The organism is Leclercia sp. LSNIH8 (assembly GCF_002920195.1).
Classification (GTDB): Bacteria; Pseudomonadota; Gammaproteobacteria; order Enterobacterales; family Enterobacteriaceae; genus Enterobacter.
The window spans coordinates 498,023-523,965 of sequence record NZ_PQJY01000003.1 but is presented as its reverse complement, the minus strand read 5'-3'; the positions used below and the strand labels follow the sequence as shown (position 1 = coordinate 523,965).

Genomic DNA, 25,943 nt, shown 5'->3' with positions numbered 1-25,943 from the left:
TCATTGTTCAGCCTGGAACGTTGCCAGTTTTTCGCCGATCGCCTCAACGGCATCGACATTACGCAGGGAGGGGTTGAGTGACATCGCGGGTACCACCACGATCTGCCCCTTTTTCACGGCGGGGATGTTTCGGGTCACCGGATCGTCGTTTAAAAAGGTCTTTTTAACTGCCACATCATCCGCAGGGTAGAGACGGCGGGACATCTCAGCGATGACGATCACGTCAGGCTGCGCCTGGGCGATATGCTCCCAGGTCACGGCAGGCCATTCGTCATGGGAATCAATGATGTTTTTCAGCCCAAGCGTGTGGCTGATCCACCCCGGCGCACCGTAATCGCCGGCCACCCAGGGATCGCCTTTCAGACGGCTGCTGGAGAACCAGAACACCACTTTCAGGGGACGAGTTTGTTGCGCGGCAGCACGGACCTGTGCCTGCTGAATACGCTGTTTCAGCGCCTCGTTAAGCGCATTACCTTGCGGCTGAACGTCGAAAATGGTCGCCAGTTCATCGATTTCGCGTTCGATTTCGGCGATGGAAAACGGTGTGCTCCGCGCCCCGTCGCCGTTCGAGCTGTCGGTGACGCTTTTGCCGATGCAGTCGGCAGGAGAGATCCAGGTCGGGATGCCCAGTGTAGCGAACTGTTCCCGGCTGCCCGTTTCCCCCTGCGGCCCGATATGCCAGTGATACTGGGCCAGCACCAGATCAGGACGCTCCGCGGTGACCGCTTCAAAGGAAGGGGCGTTATCCGCCAGCTTTTTCAGTCCGTTACCCTGTTTTGCCAGCGCATCGGGCAGGGGGCCAAACCAGACTGAGGTCGCGCTGATCTTCTTTTCGAGCCCCAGCGCCAGCAGTAATTCCGTCTCGTGTTGCCCCACCGTCACCACCCGTTGCGGGGCCTGAGTAAAGGTCTCCTTGACCCCGCAGTTCTCTACCGTCAGCGGATAAACCGTGGCGGCGACTACCGGCTGCACGAATAAAGTAAGGACAAAAGCCAGCGCCCTGTTTTGATTAAACACGTTCCCATCCTCATAAATGTTATGTTATAACATAATACATATTATGCGGGCGGGCGCAAAAGGTTAATCATCAGGAGTAAAAAAGGGCGGCTGTCGCCCCTGCTATACGTCCCAGGCGTGGGGCGCGAAAAGGTAGCCTTTGTTACGCACGGTTTTAATGCGAAACGGCTCGGTAGCGTTATCCAGCAGCTTCTTGCGCAGGCGGGAGATGGCCACGTCCACGCTGCGGTCCATGCCATCGTAGCTGACGCCGCGCAGGTTTTTCAGCAGCGCGTCCCGATCCATAATCTGTCCGGCATGGGTTGCCAGCTCCCACAGCAGATCGAAATCTGCCGTCGACAGCGCCACCTGCTCGCCGGAAAGCAGCACCTGACGATTAACCGGATCGATGGAGAGTGTGCCAAAACGCAGCGCCTTGTGCGGGGTGAGCTGCGGGGAGGGGGATTCGCTGGAGGCGGCAACGTGCTGGCGCAGATGCAGGCGCACGCGCGCCAGGAGTACAGCCGGTGGGGTGGTTTTCAGGATGTAGTCGTTAGCCCCCATCTCCAGGGACAAAATGTGGTTCATGTCGCTGTCGAGGGAAGTAAGCAGCACAATCGGCCCGTTCCAGCGGGCGCGCAGATCCCGGCACAGGGTCATGCCATCTTTACCGGGTAGCATAATATCCAGCAGCACCAGATCGGGTTTTTCCCGCGCCACCACCTCTTCTGCGCGGTCGCCGCGTGGTTCGACGATGACCTCAATATCATGTTTACCCAGATAAGCGGCGATCAACTGACCGACTTCGGGTTCATCCTCAACGTATACGATCTTGTTCATAGCAAGGCTGTGTCTGCGGAAAACGCCAACATACACCGCGCAACCTTAACCTTCCATTAATCATTCGCAAAATGTTGCCGTTCCGTTATGCTGCCCGACATTGTTATTGTCTTGTTAAGGGGGAAAGCATGGGGCTGGTAATAAAAGCGGCGTTGGGTGCGCTGGTGGTGTTACTGATTGGGGTACTGGCGAAAAGCAAAAATTATTACATTGCCGGGTTGATTCCGCTGTTTCCCACCTTTGCCCTCATTGCCCACTATATCGTCGCTTCGGAGCGCGGGATCGAGGCGCTGCGGGCGACCATCGTGTTTGGCATGTGGTCAATTATTCCCTATTTTCTCTATCTGCTTTCGCTCTGGTACTTCACCGGCATGATGCGTTTGCCCCTGGCGCTGGGCGGGGCGGTACTCTGCTGGAGCCTCAGCGCCTGGGTGTTAATTTTCTGCTGGAGCCGCTTTCACTAACGTAAAGGACGCCCGCCATCCACGCCAAAGGATCGGCCCGTGACGTAGCAGCTGGTCAGAATATAGTCGATCAAATCAATCACCTCTTTTTCTCCCGGGGCGATTTTCATCAGGGACTTATTCAGCGCCTTCTGGCGATAGTCAGCATCGTCATGTTCATTAAACATGATCAGCGACGGCGCGATGGCGTTGACTTTCACCTCCGGGGCCAGCTTGCGGGCAAACGAGCGGGTCATGTTATCCAGCGCGGCTTTGCTGGCGGCGTAAGCAATGTGCTTATCGCTGCCGCGCTCAACCACGTAGTCGGTAAAATGGATGATGTCGCTGGCGGCATGGCCGTGACCGCGCAACAACCCTTGTAGAGCGTGGTTGAGCAGGTAAGGGGCATGGACGTGGATCTGCAACATGCAGGAGAGCGTGTCGCTGAGCGAGTGCTCCGGGGATTCCGCCATCCATGCGCTGGCATTATGGATGATGGCGCGTAAGCCGGTGGTTTCCGCTTTTATCTGGTCGGCAAAGGCCAGAATGCCCTCGTCAGAGGAAAAATCCGCCTGAATACAGGTTGCACCCGCCTCGCACAGGGTCTCAATCGCCGGGTATTTTGTGCGATAGCTGACAATGACAGGCTGGTGAAGATTCAAGAAATGGTGGGCAAGCGCGAGGCCGATACGACGACCTCCGCCAGTAATCAGGATCGGGAGCGGTTTTGCCTGTCCCATCGTGTTCTCCTTATCCGTTCGACGATGGGACGCGGTTGCTTATCCCATCAACATCCACGTTGCCGGTAATGCGGCAACCAGTAATAAGCCAATCAGCACGATTTCACGGCGCTTCAGCGCGTGCTGGAGCTGGTGCGTGCGACGGGCATAAATAAACACCAGCAGTCCCGGCGCATAGAGCACGACGGAGAGCAGCAGATGCATCGGTCCGGAGGCATACAGCAGCCATAAGCCGTAAATACAGGCGCCCATCCCCACGACGGTATGCATCGGTCGGGTAGCTATTTTTAACAAATATGCGCCCACCAGGAAATAGGGTACCAGAATCATCTCGGAGGCGATGGTTAACAACGTGTTATAGTCTGAACCTGTGAGCCAGATCAGCACCAGACAGATCTGCACGCTGATGTTGGTCAACCACAGCGACGCGGACGGCGCATTGTTTTTGTTCTGCCGCGCGAACAGACGCGGGAAGGCTTTATGGGTTGCGGCCAGGAACGGCACCTCTGCCGCCATAATGGTCCAGCTCAGATAGGCGCCGCATACGGAGACGATCAGACCGGCGGCAATCACCACCTCGCCCCAGGAACCCATCATTTTCACCATCAGGCCCGCCATCGAGGGGTTACGCATCTCCGCCAGTTCCGGACGCGCCACCACCCCCAGGGAGAGCAGGGTGACCAGCAGATAGACCCCTAATGCGGCCAGTACGGCCAGCAGCGTGGCGCGACCAACATCGTGCTTATTGCGCGCCCTGGCCGAGACAACCACCGCGCCTTCCACCCCGATAAAGACCCACAGGGTGATCAGCATGGTGTTTTTCACCTGCTCCCAGACCGGGACACCCAGCGCCACGCCGGAAAAGTCCATGCTGAAGAGATCGAGACGAAACGCAATAAACGCCAGCACGATAAAGAGCCCCAGCGGCACCAGCTTCGCAAGCGTTGCGACCAGGTTGATACTGGCCGCGGTCTGGACGCCGCGCAGTACCAGGAAATGCACGACCCACAGCAGCACCGAGGAGCCGACAATGGATTGCCAGGTATTGCCATCGCCAAACAGGCGCAGTTCAGGGGAGTCGGTAAAGAAACTGAGCGCAGAGAAGACGATCACCAGGTAAGAGACGTTGGCGATCACCGCGCACAGCCAGTAGCCCCAGGCGGAACAGAAACCCACCAGCTCACCAAAGCCTTCACGGGCGTAGGTAAAAATACCGCCGTCGAGGTCGGAACGAATGCGCGTCAGCAGCAGCATGGCGAAGGCCAGCAGCAGGATCCCGATGCCGGTGATCCCCCAGCCAATAAGCAGCGCAGACGGGCTGGCGACGGCCGCCATATTCTGCGGCAGACTGAATACACCCGCACCGAGCATGGAGCTTAAAACAAGCGCAGTTAAAGCGCTCAGGCCAAGTTTCTTTTCCATTGGCTTCCTTTTTAAAAAGGGTCAGATCCAGAATAATTATTTCGTCGAAGCGCATAAAAATGGTGGATCACACTAAGGCGCGGGATTTTACGGAGTGTTACGAGCGCATGCAATGAGGAAGGGCTGAATTGTGGCGGTAAAGCGAAAAAAAAGGCGGCATAACGCCGCCTGAGTGAACCCGGGTACTTATTTGTACAGGTCAGCGCTGATGGTCGTGTTATTACCGCGCTCCTGCCACTGGCGGGTGATGTGGTAATACTTGGCCCCTTTCTTCGCCGCACGCTTCGCCACCTGGTAAGAAATTTCGGTCATGTTGCCGTAGTTACCGGTGAACTTGATGCTGTCGAACGGAATCATCTGCGCGGCAGTGGCGTTGTTCAGCTCTTCAATTTTGGTGCCGTCGTTGAGCGTAACGCTGTAACGACCGCCTTTGGTGGTCTGGGTTTCGAAGAAACGGCCCACACCGGCAACGGAAGCGCCTGGTGCAGCGCTGGTCGCCACGCCCGGGATTTCCACTTTCTTCGCTTCTTCGCCGCCTTTGGCAATGGCTGCGCGGCCAGCATCAGAGTCAGCCGGAATGGCATCCGGGCTCTGCAGGACACGTTTTTTCGCATCTTTTTTGTAGATGTAAGCAGTGATGCGCTGGTTGCCGCCCTGGTTAGCATCGATCTGGCGAACGATGTAGTAGGAGTCAGCCCCTTTCGCTTTTGCGGCTTTGGTGATGGCATCGTTCACTTCCGGCTGGCTGCGGTAGAAGCCCTGAATGGTGACAGTATCATACGGCTCAAGCAGAACGGCCTGATCTTTCGGCAGCTCCATCACGCCGTTGATCACACGGTTTTTCACCTCATCCGCTTTCGGGGCATCGGCTTTATAGAGCGCAACGGTGACGCGCTGGTTGCCGCTGCTGCCGTATTCGGAGTTATCCACGACGTAGAATGCGGCGGCGCCCTCTTTATCGGCACGTTTGGAGGCGGCATTAACTGCATCGCCAATTGCGTTAAAACGACCTACGATCGTAACGTGATCGTAAGGTTTCGTTGCAGCCGCTTGCTCCGGCGTTAACTCTGTCGCGGCATTGGCAGACAGAGCGGTCGCAGCAAGGAGTGCGGACGCCAGGAGAGTGTTCTTAAGCTTCATAAAAATAATCCTTCGCCTTACGCAAACCAGGTACTGGTGTAGTTGTTAATTTGAAAACGTTGACGATTATTGCATTTAACACCCTCTGCTGTCTGCGCCATTTTTTATAGCGAGCAGCAAGGGGGCGATCAATTTCCATAACCTTTAGAGATATGTTGAAAAAATACCCGTTTGACCACTAAAACTAATAAAGCATATAACTTTCACAAGTTGATTTAATGTTAATAAGTTGTTTCTAGCTGGCGCTATATCGTGTTTTTACCGCTTCGACTGAGCTAAACATCGGCCCTGGCGACGAAATAAAGGTAGATATGCCTGTCAGAGATGCAGATCACTTATTTTTGACAGTTAAAGGCATAAAAAGTGTTTTCTTGCTGTGGATCACAGGCGGTATTTTCAGTAGGTTATAGAAAGTTTGTTACTGTTTTATTTTCTGCGGATAGTCGTGAGCGGCAGGTTAACGCCTGTTGCTGTCGTTATATATCCGTGATGAATATTCGACAAACCATCATCAAAAACCGATGGAAGGGATTACTATGCGTATTGGGGTACCAAGAGAACGGTTTGCCAATGAAACCCGTGTAGCGGCGACACCAAAAACGGTGGAACAGCTCCTAAAACTGGGTTTTACCGTCGCGGTTGAAAGCGGCGCAGGCAAGCTGGCAAGTTTCGATGACGAGGCGTTTGTTCAGGCGGGCGCAGAGATTGTAGATGGCGCAAACGTCTGGCATTCGGATGTCATTCTGAAGGTCAATGCACCAGAAGAGGATGAAATCGCGCTGCTCAATCCGGGCACCACGCTGGTGAGCTTCGTCTGGCCAGCCCAGAATCCGGAGCTGATGGAGAAGCTGGCAGCGCGCGGCGTCACCGTCATGGCGATGGACTCTGTGCCGCGTATCTCGCGTGCGCAGTCGCTGGATGCCCTGAGCTCTATGGCGAACATCGCCGGTTATCGCGCCATCGTCGAGGCGGCACATGAGTTTGGTCGCTTCTTTACCGGCCAGATCACCGCTGCGGGTAAAGTCCCACCCGCGAAAGTCATGGTGATTGGCGCAGGCGTTGCCGGTCTGGCAGCTATTGGCGCGGCGAACAGCCTCGGCGCAATCGTTCGTGCTTTTGATACCCGTCCGGAAGTAAAAGAACAGGTGCAGAGTATGGGCGCCGAGTTCCTGGAACTGGACTTCAAAGAAGAGGCGGGCAGCGGCGACGGCTACGCCAAAGTGATGTCCGAAGCCTTTATTAAAGCCGAGATGGCGCTGTTCGCCGCCCAGGCGAAAGAGGTGGACATCATTGTCACCACCGCGCTCATTCCGGGCAAACCGGCACCGAAACTGATCACCCGCGAAATGGTCGACTCTATGAAGGCCGGTAGCGTGATCGTCGATCTGGCTGCGCAAAACGGCGGTAACTGCGAATACACCGTTCCGGGTGTGGTCACCACCACCGCTAACGGCGTGAAGGTGATCGGCTATACCGATCTGCCGGGCCGTCTGCCAACCCAGTCCTCCCAGCTCTACGGCACCAACCTGGTGAACCTGCTGAAGCTGCTCTGCAAAGAGAAAGACGGCACGATCACCGTTGATTTTGAGGACGTCGTCGTGCGTGGCGTCACCGTGGTCCGTGAGGGTGAAATCACCTGGCCAGCACCGCCGATTCAGGTTTCCGCGCAACCGCAGGCCGCCGCCAAAGCCGCCCCTGCACCAAAAGAGCCTGAAAAACCCGCTTCGCCGTGGCGTAAGTACGCCTTGATGGCGCTGGCCATTATCCTCTTTGGCTGGCTGGCAGACGTGGCACCGAAAGAGTTCCTCGGCCACTTCACCGTCTTCGCGCTCTCCTGCGTGGTGGGTTACTACGTGGTGTGGAACGTTTCCCATGCGCTGCATACGCCGCTGATGTCGGTTACCAACGCCATCTCCGGGATCATTGTGGTCGGAGCATTATTGCAGATTGGTCACGGCGGCTGGGTCAGTTTCCTGAGCTTTATCGCGGTACTGATCGCCAGTATCAATATTTTCGGTGGCTTCACCGTGACTCAGCGCATGCTGAAAATGTTTCGTAAGGGATAAGGGGTAACCTATGTCTGGAGGATTAGTTACCGCTGCATACATTGTTGCCGCGGTCCTGTTTATTTTCAGCCTCGCGGGGCTTTCAAAACATGAAACGTCGCAGCAGGGCAACAATTTTGGTATCGCCGGGATGGCGATTGCGCTGATTGCCACGATTTTCGGACCGGACACCGGCAACGTCGCGTGGATCCTGGTGGCGATGATCATCGGCGGTGCTATTGGTATTCGTCTTGCCAAACGCGTGGAAATGACCGAGATGCCGGAGCTGGTGGCGATCCTGCACAGTTTCGTGGGTCTGGCGGCGGTACTGGTTGGCTTTAACAGCTACCTCTATCACGAGCCGGGGATGGATCCGATTCTGGTCAATATCCACCTGACTGAAGTGTTCCTTGGCATCTTCATCGGGGCGGTGACCTTTACCGGTTCTATCGTGGCGTTCGGTAAGCTGCGCGGCAAAATCTCTTCTAAACCGCTGATGCTGCCAAACCGTCACAAGCTGAACCTCGCCGCGCTGGTGGTGTCGTTTCTGCTGATGGTAGTTTTCGTGCGCACCGACAGCGTGGGCTTGCAGGTACTGGCGCTGCTGGTGATGACCATCATCGCGCTGGCATTTGGCTGGCACCTGGTGGCCTCTATCGGGGGTGCCGATATGCCGGTGGTGGTTTCCATGCTGAACTCCTACTCCGGTTGGGCGGCGGCGGCGGCGGGCTTTATGCTGAGCAACGACCTGCTGATCGTCACCGGTGCGCTGGTGGGTTCCAGCGGTGCGATCCTCTCCTACATCATGTGTAAAGCGATGAACCGCTCGTTCATCAGCGTGATCGCCGGGGGCTTTGGTACCGACGGACAAACTTCCGGCGGTGAGGAAGAGGTAGGTGAGCATCGTGAAATCAGCGCGGAAGAGACGGCTGACATGCTGAAAAATTCGCACACGGTCATCATCACCCCAGGCTACGGCATGGCGGTAGCGCAGGCGCAGTATCCGGTTGCGGAAATCACCGAACGTCTGCGTGCTCGCGGCATTAAGGTGCGCTTCGGTATTCACCCGGTTGCCGGCCGTCTGCCAGGCCACATGAACGTGCTGCTGGCTGAGGCGAAAGTGCCTTACGATATCGTGCTGGAGATGGATGAGATCAACGACGACTTCTCCGACACCGATACCGTGCTGGTTATCGGCGCCAACGACACCGTCAACCCGGCGGCACAGGACGATCCGAAGAGCCCGATCGCCGGTATGCCGGTTCTGGAAGTGTGGAAGGCGCAGAACGTTATCGTCTTCAAACGCTCCATGAACACCGGTTACGCTGGCGTACAGAACCCGCTGTTCTTTAAAGAGAACACCCACATGCTGTTTGGCGATGCCAAGGCCAGCGTGGATGCGATCTTAAAAGCGCTGTAAGCCTCTCTGATTCACTCTGAATAAACCGCCCACCAGGGCGGTTTTCTTATTTCTGCCGCCAATGTATTCCATCTGTCTATACTTTTAACTTTGTGTAAAGGGAGGAGAGATAATGCGGTTTTTGTCCCACTTCGATTTTTTGGCGCTCATGATGACCCCCACGTTCTGGATTGGCTTCGGTACCGTGGTGGTGGTGACGCTTCTGGTTTACTGGCTGTTAAAGCGCATCATCACCTTTGTACACAAGGGGATCACCAACTGGGGCGATAAACATCCCACCACACGCCGGATGCAGCTGATCCTCACCGAGATGCTGAACAGAACCAGCCGGGTCATGCTCTTTGTGGTCGCTTTTCTTATCAGCCTGCGCTTCGTGGAACTTCCTGACCGCCTCTCCGGCACTCTCAGCCACGCCTGGTTCCTGGTGCTGGCGATTCAGGTGGCGCTGTGGATGGATCAGGGGGTAGTCTCCTGGCTACGACACGTGATGCTGGCGCCGGGAAGCCATAAAAACCCCGTGACGCTGGTGATCACCGGCCTGATCCTGCGGGCGGTTGTCTGGTCAGTGATGCTGCTCTCTATTCTTGCCAACGCGGGCGTTAATATCACGGCGCTGGTTGCCAGCCTGGGGGTGGGGGGTATCGCCATTGCGCTGGCGGTGCAAACTATCCTGAGCGACGTCTTCGCTTCGCTCTCAATAGGGTTCGATAAACCCTTTGAAATTGGCGATTTCGTGGTGTTTAACGATGTGGCCGGGACGGTGGAGCATATCGGTCTTAAAACGACGCGTATTCGCAGCCTGAGCGGGGAGCAGATTGTCTGCGGTAATGCGATCCTGCTTCAGCAAACGCTGCACAACTATAAGCGTATGCAGACGCGCCGTATCGTCTTTACCTTTGGCGTCGCCAGCGACACGCCGCCTGAGAAGCTGCGCATCATTGGCGATAACGTGAAAAAAATCATCACCGATATCGGCGAAACGCGTTTCGACCGTGCCCATCTGCTCGGTTTTGACAAAGACCGCCTCACCTTTGAGGTGGTGCATATCGTCAACACCGCGGATTACAACAAATACATGGATATCCAGCAGGAGATCAATATCCGGATCCTGGAGAGCCTGAATGAGGAGGGGGTAAAACTGGCCCTGCCGAGCATGGTGCTGCATGCGCCGTGGATGAAAGAGGGCGACAGCGCACAGCCTTCGACACAGCCCGCCACCGAGAGCTAGAAAAAAAAGCCCGCCAATTGGCGGGCTTTTTTACATTTAGTCGTCTTCGTCGTCGTCGAGCTCAACCGGGGTCTGGTACTGATCGGGCTTGATGACCAGCAGATCACAGCGCAGATGGTCGATCACCTGTTCGGCGGTGTTGCCGAGGAAGGCGGCTGAAATACCGGTGCGGCCAATAGTACCTAACACCACGATACCAGCCTGCAGATGCTCGGACAGGTCGGGGATCACCTCTTCAGGCAGCCCTTTTTCGACATGAGTCAGTTTTTCATCGATACCAAATTTTTGCCGCAGCGATTTCATCGCCAGCAGATGCTGGCCGCGGATGGCGTCGTTATAAACGGTCGGGTCAAATTCCGGGAGTTCAATGGCGATATTGATGGGCGTAACCGGGTAGGCGCCCACAAGGTGGACTTCGGTATGGTTGACCTTCTCGGCGAGATAGAGCGTCTCTTTGATCAGCTTCTCGTTGAGGGCGTTGTGGTAGTTCTCTTCGCTGGCAAGATTGACCGCCACCACCGCTTTGCCGCCTTCCGGCCACGGCTGGTCTTTGACCATCCACACCGGGCACGGACATTTGCGCAGCAGGTGCCAGTCAGTCGGCGTGAAAATCACCGCTTCCAGCTTGTCGTGCTGGTGGGCCATTTTCAGAAGCAGATCGTGTTCGCCGCTCACCACTTCCTGGATGATGGCTTCAAACGGACGGTTATGCCACACCACCTTAATCTCAATGGGTACACCGGCATCAAGATAGAATTTTGCCTGTTCGCGGATCCAGGCCGTACGCTGGCTGATCACGCCCTGACGCATAGCGGTGCGTTCGTCAGGCGACAGAAGGGTGGTCATTTCGTAAGAAAAGTCATATATCGGCAGAAACGCTTTGATTCTGCCACCAATCCGTTGATGTAAATAGACAGCTCGTCGTAACGCCGGTTGATCGTCCTGATTAGGATCGATGGCCACCAGCATGTTTTGATACTTTGCCATACAGGTCTCCTTACTACTGTCACCACAGTCTGTAAGTAAAAGAGTAACCTATATATATAAAATGAAACAGAGGGGAAGTTTTGCCAGATCAATAAATCAGTAAAATTACCGATCTGGCATACAGCAGTCAGATGAATTTATGCGACGTTACGCGAGTGGCCCGCCAGCACCGCCAGCGCTTCACCATTCTCAATGGTGATGTATTTACCTTTTACCGCCAGCATGCCGCTTTTCTGGAAACGACCCAGCAGACGGCTGATGGTTTCAACGGTCAGGCCCAGGTAGTTACCGATATCGCCACGGGTCATGGTCAGACGGAACTCACGAGGAGAGAAGCCGCGCTCAGCGAAACGACGGGAGAGGTTGTAGATAAACGCCGCCAGGCGCTCTTCTGCATTCTTTTTGGAAAGCAGCAGAATCATATCCTGATCGCCTTTGATCTCACCGCTCATCAGACGCATCATCTGCTGACGCAGGTTAGGCATTTTGCCTGACAGATCGTCCAGAGTTTCAAACGGGATTTCGCAAACCATTGAGGTTTCCAGCGCCTGGGCGAAGCTCGGATGGTTACCGGTGCCGATAGCGTCAAAGCCGACCAGGTCGCCCGCCAGGTGGAAGCCGGTGATCTGCTCGTCGCCCTGTTCGGTGATGGTATAGCTCTTGATGGTGCCAGAGCGGATAGCGTACAGCGATTTCAGTTCGTCTCCCGCTTTGAACAGCGTCTGCCCTTTCTGAATCGGCTTTTTACGCTCGATAATATTATCAAGCTGATCAAGCTCGTGCTCATTCAGGGTAAACGGGATACAGAGCTGGCTGATGCTGCAGTCCTGACAATGGATAGCACAACCGCCAGACTGAATGCGTCGAATAATTCGCTTTTCCGGGATCATAGGTATGCTCAAGCCTTAATTGATATTGGTCAATTTTAACATCTTTTTTGACCCTGCGTAAGCCTGGGGAAACCATCAATAAGGACAAGAAGCGTGAATGTGTTAGCATCTTCTTGAAATTCCACAACTTGGTTGCGGATATTTCGACTAACTTAAGGAATATTAAGCACTAAAAGCCTGGAACTACAGCAGTAAATAGCCTTCATGACGCAGTAACCACTCTTTGCGCTGCACCCCGCCAGCATAGCCGGTGAGGGTGCCGTTACGTCCGATAACGCGATGGCAGGGCACCACAATACTGACCGGATTGGAGCCGTTTGCCGCCCCGACGGCACGCGCCGCGCCCGGGCGTCCAAGCTGTGCGGCCAGCTGCCCATAATGCATCACCTGGCCGCAGGGAATGGAACGCAACGCCTGCCACACCTCACGCTGAAAAGGGGTGCCTGCGGTGGCGGTTGGCAGGGTGTCGATAATGCTGAGATCGCCCTCGAACCAGGCGGTGAGCTTTTCGCTCAGCCCGCCCGGATTGCTGGCGCTGATGCGCTCGTAGCCCTGCGCCCGGTAGTGGATATTCAGCAGTTCCACCATCCGGTTGCTGTGCTCCTCCCACTCAACGGCGCGCAGGTTGAATTGCTCATCGGCAATGACCCATAGCGGCCCGAGGGGCGTTGCAATTTTGTCTTCGAGTAATCTCAGCATCTGGCACATTCCTTAGTTCAGTCGCGGGTAGACCCCTGGCCCGATAGGCAGGCCGACAAGATACCACGCCACCAGCATCAGCAACCATACCCCTAAAAAGATAAGCGGATACGGCAGGACCAGCGAATAGTAGGTACCCAGTTTCGCCTCGGGCTTATAGCGCTGCAGGAAGCCTAAAAACAGCGGTACAAAGGGGGAGACCGGCGCCAGCGGGATCACCGATGAATCCGCCACGCGAAAGAGGATCTGCGCAAAGGCGGGGTGGAACCCCAGCAGCATGAACATCGGCACGAAAATAGGGGCCAGAATCGACCAGATGGCCGAACCGCTGGCGATAAACATGCACAGCAGGGACGACAGCAGCGCCAGGCCCACAAACGCCGGCACGCCGCTCAGCCCGGCACTCTCCAGAATATCGGTCAGTCCCACCGCCATAAATTTGCCCATATTGCTCCAGTTAAACATGGCGACAAACTGCGCCAGCGGGAACACCATCACAATAAACCCGGCCATCTCCTTCATCGGCTCAATCATCAGCTGAGGCAGATCGCCCTGACGACGCACCTTGCCCGTGGCGATGCCGTAGGCGAGTGAGACGACAAAGAAGAAGAGGATGATCAGCGGCACAATGCCTTTAATAAACGGTGAGGGCAGCACGGTATGTTTCACCGGATCGCGCAGGATGCCGCTCTCCGGCACCACCATCAGCGCAATAACGGCGATAAACAGCAGTGACACCACCCCGGCCACCCGCAGCCCCCGGCGCTGCTCCGGCGATAACGAATCCAGCTTTTCATCGCTGCTGCCCTGCCATTTGCCGAGACGCGGCTCAACGATCTTATCGGTGATAAGCCCCCCGACAATCGTCAGCACAATCACCGAGCTGGCCATAAAGTACCAGTTGTCGATCACGCTGACGTGCATCGCAGCATCAATAGTTTTGGCCGCTTCGGTGCTGATGCCCGAGAGCAGCACGTCGGTGGTGACGATCAGCAGGTTGGCGGTAAAGCCACAGCCGACCCCGGCGATGGCCGCCAGCAGACCCGCCACCGGATGCCTTCCCACCGCAAGGAAGATCAGCGCTCCCATCGGGGGCATGATCACCAGCGCGGCATCCGATGAGATATGGCTGAAGAAAGCGATAAACAGCACCATATAGCTGGCGTAACGCGCGCTGACGTGGGAGGCCATCTTGACCATCAGCGCAGGCAGCAGGCCGGAACGTTCAGCCAGACCCGCCCCCAGCACCAGCGCCAGGATGGCCCCCAACGGTGCGAAGCCGCTGAAGTTTTTGACCACGTTCGGTAAAAACCAGTGCAGACCTTCAACGCTGAGCAGGTTCTTTACCGCCACCATGCTGCCGTCAGCCGGATTACGGGCGCTGACGTCAAAGGCCGATAATATGGCGGTAGCGACCATCAAAATCACAATCAAATAGACAAATAGCAGGAAAGGATGGGGCACTTTATTGCCGATCCTTTCAACCCAACCATAGAGCTTGCCGGTAGGGGAATGCGAAGGTATGGATGACATACTCATGGGCGTTCCTCGGGAGTGTTGTGTTGTTGTGTTTTATTATTTTAAAGGTGACGGCGTCACGTTTTCTGGGATCGGGCAAACGTACGGTTTTTCATTTATTTGTTGAGTAAACTCCTCGCGGCAGGCGGCCAGCAGCGCCGGATCCTGAAGAAGCGCCAGGGCGGTTGCGCCCATCACTTTGCCCGCCTGCAGCATGCCTTTATGGGCAATGGAGGTGCGACCCTGGGCAACCAGTTGCCAGGTATGGAGCGGTGTGCCCACGGTAAAGCAGGGGCTGAAGCACTGGGCAACCGGCATTTTCCAGCTCACATCACCCACGTCGGTGGAGCCCGCCAGCACGTTATCGGTGATGGCATAAGGGGCCACCTCGTCAATCAGCAGGGTCTGCTGATGGCGGCGGGCAAACGCTTTACCCGCTTCACCCCCGGTCGCGGCGATATTTTTCAGGCTGTTCTGCAGATCGTTGTCGCTCAGCGTGGCGCGGATCTCCGCCGCGAAGGCGCGCTCCTCGTAGCTCCACTCTGGCGTAGCGTAATGCTGAACGGCGCGGTACATGGCGGCCTCCAGCGTCCGGTTAGGCAGGTAGCTGGAGCAGGCCTTTTCAAAGCGTCGCTCCACGGTGGTTTCGGTCATCAGCGCCGCGCCCTGAGCAATCTTTTCGATACGCTCATAGATCTGCTGCGCGTCGGCCATCTCCGGGGCGCGGATCAGATAGAGCACTTCCGCCTGCGCCTGCACCACGTTCGGTGAGATGCCCCCGGTATCGGTGATGGCGTAATGGACCCGGGCTTTTTCAATAATGTGTTCATTAAGGAAATTGGTGCCGGTGGTCATCAGGGTGACGGCATCCAGCGCGCTACGGCCAAGATGCGGGGAGTTAGCCGCATGGGCCGCGGTGCCGTGAAAACGCCATGCCACCTGGATGTTGGCCAGGGTGCTGACGTTAAACATGCCTGCGAACGCTTCGGGGTGCCAGGTAACGGCGGCATCCACATCGTCGAACAACCCCTCACGCACCATAAAGGTTTTTCCCGATCCGCCTTCCTCGCCGGGGCAGCCGTAAAAGCGCACGGTACCGCTGCCGCCGTGCTGCTCCAGCCAGCTTTTTACCGCCACCGCGGCCGCCAGCCCGGCGGTGCCGAGCAGGTTATGCCCGCAGCCGTGGCCGTTGGCCCCCGGGGTGTCGCTTTGCGGGGTGGCGCAGTGCGCCTGCTGGCTTAATCCTGCCAGGGCGTCATACTCACCGAGAATGGCAATAACCGGTTTCCCCTCGCCGTAGCTGGCAATAAAGGCGTTCGGTATGCCACCTGCCTCGCGGGACAGGGTAAAGCCCGTCTCTTCCAGGGCGCTGGCCAGCCGTTCGGCAGACCAGAACTCTTCGAAACGGGTCTCCGGGTGATCCCAGATCGCATCGGCAATGGCGGTAAACTGCTGCGCGCGGGTGTCGATGGCGTCCTCAACAAAACGGTAAATTGACGACATTACACACCTCGCGTCCACGGGAAGTTAAGCGCGGTACGCGCCAGGGTTTCGATGGCAATCAACATCACCGTCTCATCGAAGTCGAATTTTTCGTTGTGATGTCCGGCGCTGAGGGTGGTACCAAATACCATATAGGAGGCAAGCCCGCCGTTTTGCTGGACCCGGGCCATCATCAGGGTGGCATCTTCTGAGCCGGCAGGGGCTTTCACCTTATCGATAGCCTGCTCAACGCCAGCCACCTGTTGCGCCTGCTCGCGTAAGTAGTTCACCCACGCCGGGGACGGCGTGCTGGAGGTGGCCGCACCCATCAGCCGCAACTCGCTGCTGACGCCATACATCGCCGCTGCACCGTCTATCACCGCTTTGGCGCGCGCAAAGACGTAGTTGTTAATCGCTTCGTTCTCGCCGCGGGTCTCCACTTTCAGCTGGGCGCTGGCGGGCACGACGTTACGCCCGCTGCCCGCCTGCATCACACCGACATTGACGCGCGACGCGCCTTCGCTGTGCGGGGCGATACTGTGCAGACCAATGGCGGCCTGGGCAGCGGCCAACAGGGCATTGCGCCCCTCTTCGGGTTTGCCACCCGCGTGCGCCGCTACGCCGGTAAAGCGCACGTCGAATTTGGTGGTGGCCATGAAGTTATCGCTGCCGCAGATGACGGTGCCCGCAGGGACGCCAGTACCAATGTGGATGGCGGTGAAATAGTCCACGCCGTCGAGCGCGCCGGCCGCCACCATCGCCCGTGCGCCGCGGGTACCTTCTTCGGCAGGCTGAAAGATCAGTTTGATGGTGCCGTTGAGCTGCTCGCGGTACCGCATCAGCAGATGCGCCAGTCCAAGGCCGATAGTGGTGTGACCATCGTGGGCGCAGGCGTGCATCATGCCGCCGTTACAGGAGGCAAAACCTTCCCGGAAAGGTAGATGGTCGTTGTCGCGGGCTTCATCGAGATCCAGCGCGTCCATGTCCACACGAAACGCCAGCGTCGGCCCGGGGCGGCCCGTTTGCAGCGTGGCGACAATACCGGTAAAACCGCCTTCGAAGGCGCCAAGCCATTTTTCAGGCGCGCCTTGCTGACGGGCGCGGGCAAAGGCTTCTGCCAGGGTGGCATCGTCAGGCAGGCCCATCCGGCTGTCGGCATCGACCACATCCCGGCCCATCGCCAGGTCATAGCCCAGGCGATCCAGTCTCTCTGCGACCTTTGCCGCGGTGCGGAACTCCACCCATCCGGATTCAGCAAAATGGTGAAAATCGCGTCGCCACGCGATGAGTTGGGGGAAGAGGGCCTTCAGGTCCTGCGCCAGTGTATGCATATCGTTTCCTGTATCATAAGAATATGTGAACTGCTTCACACTGTGATAGTTTTTACTTATCACTAACCGTTTTTTCACAGATTTAACCGTTCGTGGCTTACCCTGGCACAATCAATTCCATTACAGTAGATGACAGTTTCTTTTCTCTGATAAACAACGGTTATCGGTGCCGACATGACATTTCAGGTTAAATTTCACCAGTTGCGGGCGTTCGTGGAAGTGGCAAAACAGGGAAGCATTCGGGGAGCCAGCCGGGTACTGAACCTGTCGCAACCGGCGCTGACCAAATCGATCAAAGAGCTGGAGGAGGGCATCGCGGCGCAGCTGTTCATCCGCCGCAGTAAAGGGGTGACCCTCACCGAGTGCGGAGAGAGTTTTTATCAGCATGCCAGTCTGATCCTCGAAGAGTTGCGCAGCGCCCAGGATGATATTCGTCAGCGACAGGGCCAGCAGGCGGGGCAGATTAATATTGGCATGGGCGCCAGTATTGCTCGTTTGCTAATGCCCGCGGTTATCACCCGCTTCCATCAGCAACACCCCCAGGTCAAAGTGCGAATTATGGAGGGACAATTAGTTTCGATGATTAATGAATTACGTCAGGGCGAACTCGATTTCACCATAAATACCTATTATCAGGGGCCTTATGATCATGAATTTACGTTTGAAAAATTGTTTGAGAAACCGTTTGCGATATTTTGTCGCGAAGGTCATCCGGCGATTGGCGCTAAATCAATTAATGAGTTACTGAAATACAGCTGGACAATGCCAACACCCCGCGGCAGTTATTATAAGCAGCTGGAAGAGATGTTTTCTCATCGCGAACAGATCCCGCATATAGGCGTGGTATGTGAAACCTTTTCGTCAAGTATCAGCCTGGTGGCGCACAGTGATTTTCTTAGCATTTTGCCGCAGGAGTTAGGCTGCGACCCGCTGCTGGCGCAGCGTCTGGTCATGATCCCGGTTAAAGAACCCCTACCAAAAGCCACCTATTACCTCATTCAAAGAAGGGATTCACGACAAACGCCGTTGACTGCATCTTTAATCACACAATTCAGACGCCACGCCCGGCAGGTTATTTCTTAACCACATTAAGGTTAAAAAAATGGAGCCTGTCGACATCCAACAGACCCCACAGTACACACAGCATTGCTCCACATGCGACTCTGCTTATTGTTTCCATAGTGCAGATACCTTTGTATATATCATTTCCTGACAATAATACAGATAAGAAAGCGCCTGGTTTTTAAAAGTTTTACCTAAGTCATAAACTTTATCATTAATAAAAATAAACTTCAGGCAGGTTTAATTACCAATTAAAATAACTGTATTTATTATTATTTTCTTATCGGTTGTCCTTTGGCCGTGCAGACAGGGCAACGCCGCATTGAGCCAGGGTAAGGGGGGAGGTATAGTAGCCTGTCAGCTAAGCAGGAGGATGCCATGAACCCAGAAGATAAATCGCTTTTTCTCGATGCGATGGAGGATGTCCAGCCCCTCAAGCGCTGTGCTGAGGTCCACTGGCAGCCAGCGCGGACCACGCGCACCCGCCAGCCTGTGGATACCACCCAGCTTGATAACTTTCTGACCACCGGCTTTCTGGATGTGATCCCTCTGGCCGAGCAGCTGGCTTTCCAGCGTGAAGGGGTACAACAGGGAGTTATCGACAAGCTGCGCTCGGGTAAATATCCGCGTCAGGCGAGCCTGACCTTGCTGCGCCAGCCCGTTGAGCAGTGCCGCCAGCAGCTCTACACCTTTATCCGTCAGGCGGAGCGTGACGGTCTGCGCAACCTGATTATCATTCATGGTAAAGGGCGCGACGACAATTCTTACGCCAACATCGTGCGCAGTTATCTGGCGCGCTGGTTAACGGAGTTTGAAGCGGTGCAGGCCTTTTGCGTCGCCCAGCCGCACCACGGCGGCAGCGGCGCCTGTTACGTCGCGCTGCGTAAATCAGGTGAAGCGAAGCAGGAAAACTTTGAGCGTCACGCCAAACGCAGCCGTTAGCGTATGGAAAACACCGCTTTATGCTATCGCCAGTTTGGTGAGCCTGGGACTGTTCTGCGGCGGGAAACGGCGATAAAAGCGCCGCTGCAGCCGGGATATCTTCGGGTGCAGATGCTGATGGCGCCGGTCAACGCGTCGGATCTTATCCCCATTACGGGCGCTTACCGCCATCGCATTACCCTGCCTGCCGTCGCCGGATACGAAGGCGTAGGGCGAGTGACTGCCGCGCCGGACAGCGCGGCTGCGCTTATCGGCACGCGGGTTTTGCCCCTGCGCGGGGAAGGCACCTGGCAGCAGTATGTGGATTGCCCGGCGACGCTTGCAATCCCGGTTCCGGATACCATTCCTGACTCGCTGGCGGCGCGGGCGTTCATCAATCCGCTGGCGGCCTGGCTGATGCTCAGCCTCTATCCCCCACAGGGGAAACGGGTGCTGTTGACGGCCGCCGGTTCGGACTGCGCCATTTTGCTGGGGCAGTGGGCGCTGCGGCAGGGCGCAACCGAGGTCTACGGCGTTCACCGCTCGGCGGTACACGCAGATCGGCTGCGGGCGATGGGGATTATCCCGGTTGCCCAGCACGAGCTGGACAGCGTGCGTGCCCTCGCTGCGGCCAGCGATATCGTCTATGACGCCACCGGCGGCGAGCTGGCGCTGGCGATTCTGGGGGCGATGGACAAAAGTGCCGCCTTTATCTGCTACGGTTTGCTCTCCGGTCAGCCCTTTGCATTACAGCGTCACTTTCCGTCGGTGCACTGGTTTCATATCCGCAACTATCTGGATGCACTCGCACCTGAGGCGTGGCAGGCCACATTTCGCGATATCTGGTTATGGCTTGTCGCCAGCCATTACAGTGACACGACGCTACTGCCTTTTACCGACTGGCAGTCGGCGCTTGCCCATTACCGCCAGGCGGGACGAACCCGCAAGCCGGTGCTGGAGTTTGGCTAACCGTCACGTTTCCCGGCTCATATCGCTGAGCAGCAGGGCAATGCTTTTGCCGCCCTGAGTCTGCTCCAGCGCAATCTTCGCAATAATGGTCAGGGGCACCGACAGCAGCATGCCAACCGGACCCAACAGCCAGCCCCAGAAGATCAGCGACAAAAAGACCACCAGGGTGGAGAGACCCAGCCCGCGGCCCATCACGCGGGGCTCGAGGATATTGCCGAAGATCAGGTTCACCAGCAGATAGCCTGCCAGCAGCACCAGCGCAGCGTAAAAACCGCTGAAGACCAGCACCTGGGCGATAGGGGGAATGGCGGCCAGCACCGAACCGATGTTAGGGATATAGTTCAGCGCAAAGGCCAGCAGCGCCCAGACAAAGGCGAACCGTACTTCCAGCGCCGCCAGCATCCCCCACACCACCAGCCCGGTCACCAGACTGATGGCGGTCTTCAGCACCAGATAGTGCGACACGCTGTCAAGGGCGCGCTGGATGGCAGCCATGCCTTCCACCGGGCGGGTCATCAGCGGCTGGAGTTTCGCCGGCAGCTGTGGCACCTCCAGCAGCATAAAGACCACGGTCAGCAGCAAAAGAAAAATGGAGGTCATGGCGCTGGAGAGCTGGGCCAGCAGGGCGGTTACCAGCGTCATAGCGGCATTGGGGTCGATATATTTCAGCAGCTCTTCCATCGACACTTCAATTCCGGCCCGCTGTAGCCAGGGCTCAAGATGCAGCAGCGGAACGGCCAGCGAGGTGCGATAGTGCGGCAGGGTGCGGGCCAGTTCATTCAGCGAGGTGCCTAGATAAGCCACCAGCAAAGCCATCAGCACCACGATAAGCAGGATCGGCAGGGTAATAGCCAGCACGCGTGGCAGACGAAGCCGCACCAGTCTTCGCACAACAGGCTGAAGCACCACGGCGATAAACAGCGCCAGGATAAAGGGCACGATAATATCCGCCGCGAAACGGATCCCGGTCAGTACAATCACCAGCATGCCAAGCATGATGACTATTTTTAATCCGTTGAGGGTAATAATGGGTTTCGCCATGCTGGCTCCTGATAATGTCCTTTATATTTATTCTAACGGTGCAGCACGTTTAATAAATTAACCAAACGCAAACGATGAGGGTAAAGAAATGAAAAAACTTTGAGTAAAATCCTGGCTTATGGTAGAAATCAGCTGTGTTTAACTACCGGAGACAATTTTCATCTGCAATGACGAGAAGCAATACCGCAGATAATTGTAATTTTATGGACAATCTGTTCAGTACCGTTTTATCAAAAATCACTCCCGCTCTGTTCTCCTCTTTTTGCCTTATGTCTGGCGAGCAACACTGGCGCAACGCGCTGTAGACCCTCTCTCTGCCTGAGCTGGCGCATTGCGTCCGGCTAATCTGTTACGTTTTTTTTATCCGGCTGCCGTTACTGGCGAGCCGCGAAGGATTATATTCTCAAGCAGGAGAAAAAGATGTTTTACTGGATCCTCTTAGGTCTTGCTATCGTTGCTGAAATAACCGGCACCCTCTCCATGAAATGGGCCAGCGTCACCGGCAGTCACAGCGGCTATATTTTAATGCTATCGATGATTGCGCTGTCCTATATTTTCCTCAGTTTTGCGGTTAAAAAAATCGCACTGGACGTGGCCTACGCGTTATGGGAAGGTATTGGTATTTTGTTAATTACGCTCTTCAGCGTGATGCTGTTTGATGAGTCGCTTTCCCTGATGAAAGTGGCCGGTCTGACGACGCTGGTGGCGGGCATCATATTAATTAAATCCGGCACCCGAAAACCGGCAAAATCGCGTACGGAGGTGACCCATGCAGCAGTTTGAGTGGATCCATGCCGCCTGGTTAGCCCTGGCTATCGTGCTCGAAATTATTGCCAACGTTCTGCTCAAATTCTCAGACGGTTTTCGCCGCAAAACCTACGGCCTGCTGTCGATTGCCGCGGTACTGGGCGCCTTCAGCGCGCTGTCACAGGCGGTGAAGGGGATTGATCTGTCGGTTGCGTATGCCCTGTGGGGCGGGTTTGGTATTGCGGCAACGCTTGCCGCAGGCTGGATCCTCTTCGGACAGCGGTTGAATCAAAAAGGGTGGATTGGCCTGGTGCTCCTCCTCGCCGGAATGATCATGATAAAACTGGCCTGATAACGTCGCTGCCTGTCATTACAGGCAGCGAAATTTATCTCCTGTATTACGCTTAGACGGAGGGCATAAAAAAGGACGGTGACTGAATGCGTAACCCTTTAAGCTGGCATAAAATTCCTTCTGCCAAGACCTTGTTTGCCATGATCTTCATGGCAGGGGTCGGCTTAATTTTCTCTGTGGTCGCCTTGCTCTATCTCTCCCTCAACCTTATCAGCAGTAAAGCCAACGAAATCGACGAGCAGCGCACCGCGCTCTCGGTAGAGGGCGCGATTCAGACATCGGTGAACCGGGTCTGGTCGCTGGTGATTGATAACGCGGTCTGGGACGATGCCGTGCGGGAGGCCTATCGCCCGGCGCTCGACATCGACTGGCTCTACAACACCTGGGGCGCGGGCTATAAAGTAAATAATCTCTATGACGGCACCTTTGTACTCGACGAACGGTTTCGGGTGCTGTGGGGATCGTTCCAGGGCCAGCCTTTCGCTGAAAAAAACCTCGACTTCTTTGGCGACGGTTTAAAATCGCTGATCCTGATGCATACCAACGCCCTGCGCTCAGATAAAAATATCTACGCCGGGATCACCCGTACCCGGGCAGGGATTGCTTTTGTTGGCGTTGGCCTGATCCGTCCGACGATTGGCAGCCTGCGGGTGGGGGATAATACGCGTCGTTTTCTGGTGATCACTCGCCACATCAACCCACAAATCCTGCGCGATCTCGGGAATACATTTCAGATCGATAACCTGACCTTTACGCCGGAGCGGGTGAGCGACGTCAGCGTGCCGCTAAAAAGCTCGTCCGGCGAAGTGCTGGGCTATCTCTCATGGCAGCCGCGACTGCCGGGGGCCGCAGCGGCGAAAGCGGCCTCCCTCGACATCACGCAGATCGTCTTGCTCACCGCGGCGCTGATTTTGCTGTTTATCCTCTTCAGCTGCGTGGGGCTATATAAACTGGCGCGGGGGGAGACGCTGGCGCGGTCGGTGGCGCGCACCGACTGGCTGAGTCATCTACCCAACCGCCGGGCGCTGATTGAAGAGCTGGAGCGGGTGAGCCAGCGCGGCGATACCGATCGTAAAAGCGTGGTGTTTATCGATCTCGACGGCTTTAAGGACGTCAATGATATCTACGGCCATGAAGTGGGTGATGCGCTGATCGTCATCATCGCGGGCGCGCTGCGCGACAATGTGCCTAAAGACGGCATGCTGGCCCGGATGGGCGGCGATGAGTTTGCCATGACCATCGGGGGCGACAACGCCGAAGCGCTCGCCTCGGCGTTTGGTGGCTTTGTGCTTGATTATCTCCACTCGCCCATCGTCGTCGGTGAGCGTTCCATCCACATTGGCGCCAGTATCGGCATCGCCAGCGGCACGCTGGTGGAGTGCACCAGCACCGAGCTGTTCCGTCGCGCCGATATTGCCATGTACCACTCGAAAATTACCGGCAAGGGGCGGGTGACGCACTATGATGCCGAGCTGAACAACGCGCGCGAGCGTCGGCTGGCGATTGAGGGGCAGATCCGTCATGGTCTGGAACATAATGAGTTTGACGTCTGGTATCAGCCGATCATCGATGCCCGCAGCCAGAAAATGGTCGGCGTGGAAGCGCTGGTGCGCTGGCCGCGGCGTCCCGAGGGGCCGCTGGCGCCGGATGAGTTTATTACCGTCGCCGAAACCAGCGGTCTGATCTACGGCCTGGGGCAGTTTGTCCTCAGAAGGGCCTGTCAGGACCTGGAGCCATACACGGATTTAAAACTCTCGGTCAACATCTCCCCGGCGCAGTTTCGTGATCCCGAATTTGAAGCCAAAGTGGAAGGTGCGCTGGCCCTCAGCCGCTTTCCCCCCACGCGCCTGCAGCTGGAAGTAACCGAAACCTACGTGCTGGAAAATCCCGAGCGGGCACGCTCAGCCATCAATAATCTTAAGGCGCAGGGCATCGCGGTGGCGCTGGACGATTTCGGTACCGGCTACTCCAGTATCGGCTATCTACGCCGCTTTAACTTCAATACCATCAAGATAGATAAATCGCTGGCCGGGCTGTTGGATCATGACGAACAGGCCTCGGCGCTGGTGAGCGGTACGGTGCGCATTGCCACCGCGCTGGGGATGACGGTGGTCGCAGAAGGGGTGGAGAACGAAAAACAGATGAAGCTGCTGCGTCTGGCGGGCTGCGATCAGCTCCAGGGCTACTGGTACAGTCAGCCGATGCCGATAGAGGCGATTATGGCGCTACGCCAGCAGCGCCAGTGTTAAGTCACTCCTGGGCCAGCTCTGCAAGCTTGTCACGAAAACCGGTGATCGACAGGGCGCGGTTATCGGCCCGCCAGCGATCTTTCGCCGCCGGGGCCGAGCTTTGAACGCCGATAAGTTGCCAGCCTGCGGAGGTATTCAGCATCAGCGGCGAACCGCTGTCGCCGGGCAGGGTATCACACTGATGGGACAGCACGCTATTTTGCGCCCAGCCGGTGACGATACAGTCCTGATGGGTGTACAGCACATCCAGATGATCTTCCGGGTATCCCGCCTGGCTCACCTTGCGATCGGCCTCTTTCAGGGCGGCAGTCAGCTCCGCTTTATCCCCGGCAAACAGTGGTAGCGGGGTGATACCCGATGGCGGGTTGCGCAACACCACTAGACCAAAATCCCACGAGGCGGCAGAAGGCGGCACAATCCAGCCATCGCCGTCGGCTTTCAGCCGTCTGCCTAGCGAAGCATCGACGCGGCCTTCAATGCCGTGGATCTCATAACGCCAGCTCCCCTTTTGAGAGATGAAGCGCAGGGCAACGGCCTTATCCGGTTTACCTTTCGGCGGCACCAGCAGACAGTGTCCGGCGGTCAGCGCCAGTCGAGGGGTGATGAGGGTGGCGGTACAGAGATTTCCGCTGGCTGTCTCCAGCTGGCCAATGGCTTCCCACGGCGCGCGGGACGGATCGGCGACACGCGTGCGATCGTCATGACCAAAAAACAGCGTTTGAATCTCTTTGGCGTTCGCAGCCTCGTTGTCGCCATCGTCCGCATGACTTAATCCAGAAAAGAGAAAAAATGTTCCCAGCACAATCGCAACAGATTTACGCATATCACCCTCTAAAGGGATTAATTATGATTATTAAATATGAACCCTGGTAATTAACTATAGACGGGACAGCGCGAAAGTGGGAGTAAAATCAGCGTACTACAGTCAGGAAATATAAAACACACCCGCGACAAGTGCGCATAAAATAAGCGTGACAAGAATTAACTCAAACCGATAGCGCTGCAACATAACGCCCTCCGGATAAAAAAACGGCGCTGCCACCTTGCCGGTACAGCGCCGATGACCAACGTGTCCGTCTCGGACACGTTAAGCTAAGCGGGCTTATGCAGCCGGTTTTGCAGTTGGAGCAGCAGCTTCGTGTTTCACTGCTTTTTTATGGTGTTTTTTCGCTGCCTGCGCTTTCTGGGCTACAGGTGCGGCCTCTTCTTTCTTCACAGCTTTTTTGTGGTGCTTTTTAGCCGCCTGCGCTTTTTGTACAGCGGCTTTTTTGTGTTTTTTATGGTGCACGGTTTTCGCAGCCGGTGCCGCGGTAGAGGTGGCAGCCGGAGCCGCGGTGTTGGCAACAGCGTCAGCGGCGAATGCAGCAGAAGAGAGACCCATAGCAGCGGCAACAACCAGAGCTAATACCTTTTTCATCATC

The 25,943-nt window shown here is 56.3% G+C and carries 26 protein-coding genes; 11 read left to right on the top strand and 15 right to left on the bottom strand.

Annotated elements, in window-relative coordinates; translation table 11 throughout:
- The gene (locus C3406_RS10960) at positions 1-1,017 is read right to left on the bottom strand and encodes an ABC transporter substrate-binding protein (protein WP_103824535.1); all 1,017 of its coding nucleotides are present in this window, start codon (positions 1,015-1,017) and stop codon (positions 1-3) included.
- Between the two features lie 102 nt (positions 1,018-1,119).
- Complete coding sequence (rstA, locus tag C3406_RS10955; protein WP_103824534.1) at positions 1,120-1,836, bottom strand: two-component system response regulator RstA; 717 nt, start codon at positions 1,834-1,836, stop codon at positions 1,120-1,122.
- A gap of 128 nt (positions 1,837-1,964) precedes the next feature.
- On the opposite strand from rstA, the gene C3406_RS10950 reads away from it, so the two are divergent.
- Positions 1,965-2,300, top strand: a complete 336-nt coding sequence (locus C3406_RS10950) for a GlpM family protein (protein ID WP_103179408.1) — start codon at positions 1,965-1,967, stop codon at positions 2,298-2,300.
- Here C3406_RS10950 and folM read toward each other — a convergent pair.
- The 3 genes from folM to ydgH form a co-directional block, all read right to left on the bottom strand.
- Complete coding sequence (folM, locus tag C3406_RS10945) at positions 2,297-3,019, bottom strand: dihydromonapterin reductase (RefSeq protein ID WP_103824533.1); 723 nt, start codon at positions 3,017-3,019, stop codon at positions 2,297-2,299. The genes C3406_RS10950 and folM overlap by 4 nt on opposite strands.
- Positions 3,020-3,058: 39 nt before the next feature.
- Complete coding sequence (locus C3406_RS10940) at positions 3,059-4,441, bottom strand: amino acid permease (protein WP_103824532.1); 1,383 nt, start codon at positions 4,439-4,441, stop codon at positions 3,059-3,061.
- Positions 4,442-4,627: 186 nt separating this feature from the next.
- Positions 4,628-5,581: a DUF1471 family protein YdgH gene (gene ydgH / locus C3406_RS10935; protein ID WP_103824531.1), complete on the bottom strand. Its 954-nt coding sequence runs from the start codon at positions 5,579-5,581 to the stop codon at positions 4,628-4,630.
- A 536-nt stretch (positions 5,582-6,117) separates the two neighbouring features.
- On the opposite strand from ydgH, the gene pntA reads away from it, so the two are divergent.
- From pntA to C3406_RS10920, 3 genes are all read left to right on the top strand, one after another.
- On the top strand, positions 6,118-7,647 hold the full coding sequence (pntA, locus tag C3406_RS10930; RefSeq protein WP_103179413.1) for a Re/Si-specific NAD(P)(+) transhydrogenase subunit alpha: 1,530 nt from the start codon (positions 6,118-6,120) through the stop codon (positions 7,645-7,647).
- 10 nt (positions 7,648-7,657) lie between these two features.
- Complete coding sequence (pntB, locus tag C3406_RS10925) at positions 7,658-9,046, top strand: Re/Si-specific NAD(P)(+) transhydrogenase subunit beta (protein ID WP_103824530.1); 1,389 nt, start codon at positions 7,658-7,660, stop codon at positions 9,044-9,046.
- 112 nt (positions 9,047-9,158) lie between these two features.
- A complete protein-coding gene (locus C3406_RS10920; protein WP_103824529.1) occupies positions 9,159-10,274 on the top strand; it encodes a mechanosensitive ion channel family protein in 1,116 nt (371 codons plus the stop codon).
- 36 nt (positions 10,275-10,310) lie between these two features.
- Here the strand turns inward: C3406_RS10920 and uspE are convergent, their stop codons facing one another.
- From uspE to C3406_RS10890, 6 genes are all read right to left on the bottom strand, one after another.
- The gene (gene uspE, locus C3406_RS10915; RefSeq protein ID WP_103179416.1) at positions 10,311-11,261 is read right to left on the bottom strand and encodes a universal stress protein UspE; all 951 of its coding nucleotides are present in this window, start codon (positions 11,259-11,261) and stop codon (positions 10,311-10,313) included.
- Positions 11,262-11,398: 137 nt separating this feature from the next.
- The gene (gene fnr, locus C3406_RS10910) at positions 11,399-12,151 is read right to left on the bottom strand and encodes a fumarate/nitrate reduction transcriptional regulator Fnr (protein ID WP_032617879.1); all 753 of its coding nucleotides are present in this window, start codon (positions 12,149-12,151) and stop codon (positions 11,399-11,401) included.
- A gap of 183 nt (positions 12,152-12,334) precedes the next feature.
- Positions 12,335-12,850 carry a methylated-DNA--[protein]-cysteine S-methyltransferase gene (gene ogt, locus C3406_RS10905; protein ID WP_103824528.1) on the bottom strand — a complete coding sequence of 172 codons (516 nt, stop codon included), beginning with the start codon at positions 12,848-12,850 and terminating at the stop codon, positions 12,335-12,337.
- A gap of 12 nt (positions 12,851-12,862) precedes the next feature.
- Positions 12,863-14,389: a p-aminobenzoyl-glutamate transporter gene (gene abgT, locus C3406_RS10900; RefSeq protein WP_103824527.1), complete on the bottom strand. Its 1,527-nt coding sequence runs from the start codon at positions 14,387-14,389 to the stop codon at positions 12,863-12,865.
- A 36-nt stretch (positions 14,390-14,425) separates the two neighbouring features.
- A complete protein-coding gene (locus C3406_RS10895; RefSeq protein ID WP_103824526.1) occupies positions 14,426-15,871 on the bottom strand; it encodes a M20 family metallopeptidase in 1,446 nt (481 codons plus the stop codon).
- Complete coding sequence (locus tag C3406_RS10890; RefSeq protein WP_103826486.1) at positions 15,871-17,181, bottom strand: M20 family metallo-hydrolase; 1,311 nt, start codon at positions 17,179-17,181, stop codon at positions 15,871-15,873. The genes C3406_RS10895 and C3406_RS10890 overlap by 1 nt, the downstream gene beginning before the upstream one ends.
- Positions 17,182-17,355: 174 nt before the next feature.
- Between C3406_RS10890 and C3406_RS10885 the strand changes: the two genes are divergently transcribed.
- From C3406_RS10885 to C3406_RS10875, 3 genes are all read left to right on the top strand, one after another.
- Positions 17,356-18,264 (top strand): LysR family transcriptional regulator, encoded by a 909-nt coding sequence (locus C3406_RS10885; protein WP_103824524.1) that lies wholly within the window; start codon positions 17,356-17,358, stop codon positions 18,262-18,264.
- A gap of 357 nt (positions 18,265-18,621) precedes the next feature.
- Positions 18,622-19,185 carry a DNA endonuclease SmrA gene (gene smrA, locus C3406_RS10880; RefSeq protein WP_103824523.1) on the top strand — a complete coding sequence of 188 codons (564 nt, stop codon included), beginning with the start codon at positions 18,622-18,624 and terminating at the stop codon, positions 19,183-19,185.
- A gap of 3 nt (positions 19,186-19,188) precedes the next feature.
- Entirely contained in the window at positions 19,189-20,133 is a 945-nt protein-coding gene (locus C3406_RS10875; RefSeq protein ID WP_103824522.1) for a zinc-dependent alcohol dehydrogenase family protein, read from the top strand.
- A 3-nt stretch (positions 20,134-20,136) separates the two neighbouring features.
- Here C3406_RS10875 and C3406_RS10870 read toward each other — a convergent pair whose 3' ends face one another.
- Positions 20,137-21,174 carry an AI-2E family transporter gene (locus tag C3406_RS10870; protein WP_103824521.1) on the bottom strand — a complete coding sequence of 346 codons (1,038 nt, stop codon included), beginning with the start codon at positions 21,172-21,174 and terminating at the stop codon, positions 20,137-20,139.
- 134 nt (positions 21,175-21,308) lie between these two features.
- Here C3406_RS10870 and C3406_RS26835 point away from each other — a divergent pair, with 134 nt between their 5' ends.
- From C3406_RS26835 to C3406_RS10855, 4 genes are all read left to right on the top strand, one after another.
- Positions 21,309-21,479, top strand: a complete 171-nt coding sequence (locus C3406_RS26835; RefSeq protein WP_476629936.1) for a protein YdgV — start codon at positions 21,309-21,311, stop codon at positions 21,477-21,479.
- 115 nt (positions 21,480-21,594) lie between these two features.
- Entirely contained in the window at positions 21,595-21,957 is a 363-nt protein-coding gene (gene mdtJ / locus C3406_RS10865) for a multidrug/spermidine efflux SMR transporter subunit MdtJ (RefSeq protein WP_103826485.1), read from the top strand.
- Positions 21,944-22,273: a multidrug/spermidine efflux SMR transporter subunit MdtI gene (mdtI, locus tag C3406_RS10860; protein ID WP_103824519.1), complete on the top strand. Its 330-nt coding sequence runs from the start codon at positions 21,944-21,946 to the stop codon at positions 22,271-22,273. The genes mdtJ and mdtI overlap by 14 nt, the downstream gene beginning before the upstream one ends.
- An 86-nt stretch (positions 22,274-22,359) precedes the next feature.
- The gene (locus C3406_RS10855) at positions 22,360-24,522 is read left to right on the top strand and encodes a bifunctional diguanylate cyclase/phosphodiesterase (protein ID WP_103824518.1); all 2,163 of its coding nucleotides are present in this window, start codon (positions 22,360-22,362) and stop codon (positions 24,520-24,522) included.
- A 1-nt stretch (position 24,523) separates the two neighbouring features.
- Here the strand turns inward: C3406_RS10855 and C3406_RS10850 are convergent, their stop codons facing one another.
- From C3406_RS10850 to asr, 3 genes are all read right to left on the bottom strand, one after another.
- The gene (locus C3406_RS10850) at positions 24,524-25,345 is read right to left on the bottom strand and encodes a trypsin-like serine peptidase (protein ID WP_103824517.1); all 822 of its coding nucleotides are present in this window, start codon (positions 25,343-25,345) and stop codon (positions 24,524-24,526) included.
- 102 nt (positions 25,346-25,447) lie between these two features.
- Complete coding sequence (gene ydgU, locus C3406_RS26830) at positions 25,448-25,531, bottom strand: small membrane protein YdgU (protein ID WP_471778060.1); 84 nt, start codon at positions 25,529-25,531, stop codon at positions 25,448-25,450.
- A 93-nt stretch (positions 25,532-25,624) separates the two neighbouring features.
- Positions 25,625-25,939 (bottom strand): acid resistance repetitive basic protein Asr, encoded by a 315-nt coding sequence (gene asr / locus C3406_RS10845; protein WP_103824516.1) that lies wholly within the window; start codon positions 25,937-25,939, stop codon positions 25,625-25,627.
- Between the last annotated feature and the right edge of the window lie 4 nt (positions 25,940-25,943).

Bases quoted from the DNA above. Each gene is read 5' to 3' on its own strand.
- C3406_RS10890 (WP_103826486.1), bottom strand. From the start codon at position 17,181: ATGCATACACTGGCGCAGGACCTGAAGGCCCTCTTCCCCCAACTCATC.
- asr (WP_103824516.1), bottom strand. From the start codon at position 25,939: ATGAAAAAGGTATTAGCTCTGGTTGTTGCCGCTGCTATGGGTCTCTCT.
- rstA (WP_103824534.1), bottom strand. From the start codon at position 1,836: ATGAACAAGATCGTATACGTTGAGGATGAACCCGAAGTCGGTCAGTTG.
- ydgH (WP_103824531.1), bottom strand. From the start codon at position 5,581: ATGAAGCTTAAGAACACTCTCCTGGCGTCCGCACTCCTTGCTGCGACC.
- C3406_RS10885 (WP_103824524.1), top strand. From the start codon at position 17,356: ATGACATTTCAGGTTAAATTTCACCAGTTGCGGGCGTTCGTGGAAGTG.
- smrA (WP_103824523.1), top strand. From the start codon at position 18,622: ATGAACCCAGAAGATAAATCGCTTTTTCTCGATGCGATGGAGGATGTC.
- C3406_RS10875 (WP_103824522.1), top strand. From the start codon at position 19,189: ATGGAAAACACCGCTTTATGCTATCGCCAGTTTGGTGAGCCTGGGACT.
- abgT (WP_103824527.1), bottom strand. From the start codon at position 14,389: ATGAGTATGTCATCCATACCTTCGCATTCCCCTACCGGCAAGCTCTAT.
- C3406_RS10920 (WP_103824529.1), top strand. From the start codon at position 9,159: ATGCGGTTTTTGTCCCACTTCGATTTTTTGGCGCTCATGATGACCCCC.
- ydgU (WP_471778060.1), bottom strand. From the start codon at position 25,531: ATGTTGCAGCGCTATCGGTTTGAGTTAATTCTTGTCACGCTTATTTTA.
- C3406_RS10850 (WP_103824517.1), bottom strand. From the start codon at position 25,345: ATGCGTAAATCTGTTGCGATTGTGCTGGGAACATTTTTTCTCTTTTCT.
- C3406_RS10855 (WP_103824518.1), top strand. From the start codon at position 22,360: ATGCGTAACCCTTTAAGCTGGCATAAAATTCCTTCTGCCAAGACCTTG.
- C3406_RS10950 (WP_103179408.1), top strand. From the start codon at position 1,965: ATGGGGCTGGTAATAAAAGCGGCGTTGGGTGCGCTGGTGGTGTTACTG.
- ogt (WP_103824528.1), bottom strand. From the start codon at position 12,850: ATGCTGAGATTACTCGAAGACAAAATTGCAACGCCCCTCGGGCCGCTA.
- folM (WP_103824533.1), bottom strand. From the start codon at position 3,019: ATGGGACAGGCAAAACCGCTCCCGATCCTGATTACTGGCGGAGGTCGT.
- C3406_RS10870 (WP_103824521.1), bottom strand. From the start codon at position 21,174: ATGGCGAAACCCATTATTACCCTCAACGGATTAAAAATAGTCATCATG.
- pntB (WP_103824530.1), top strand. From the start codon at position 7,658: ATGTCTGGAGGATTAGTTACCGCTGCATACATTGTTGCCGCGGTCCTG.
- C3406_RS10895 (WP_103824526.1), bottom strand. From the start codon at position 15,871: ATGTCGTCAATTTACCGTTTTGTTGAGGACGCCATCGACACCCGCGCG.
- pntA (WP_103179413.1), top strand. From the start codon at position 6,118: ATGCGTATTGGGGTACCAAGAGAACGGTTTGCCAATGAAACCCGTGTA.
- fnr (WP_032617879.1), bottom strand. From the start codon at position 12,151: ATGATCCCGGAAAAGCGAATTATTCGACGCATTCAGTCTGGCGGTTGT.
- C3406_RS10940 (WP_103824532.1), bottom strand. From the start codon at position 4,441: ATGGAAAAGAAACTTGGCCTGAGCGCTTTAACTGCGCTTGTTTTAAGC.
- mdtI (WP_103824519.1), top strand. From the start codon at position 21,944: ATGCAGCAGTTTGAGTGGATCCATGCCGCCTGGTTAGCCCTGGCTATC.
- mdtJ (WP_103826485.1), top strand. From the start codon at position 21,595: ATGTTTTACTGGATCCTCTTAGGTCTTGCTATCGTTGCTGAAATAACC.
- uspE (WP_103179416.1), bottom strand. From the start codon at position 11,261: ATGGCAAAGTATCAAAACATGCTGGTGGCCATCGATCCTAATCAGGAC.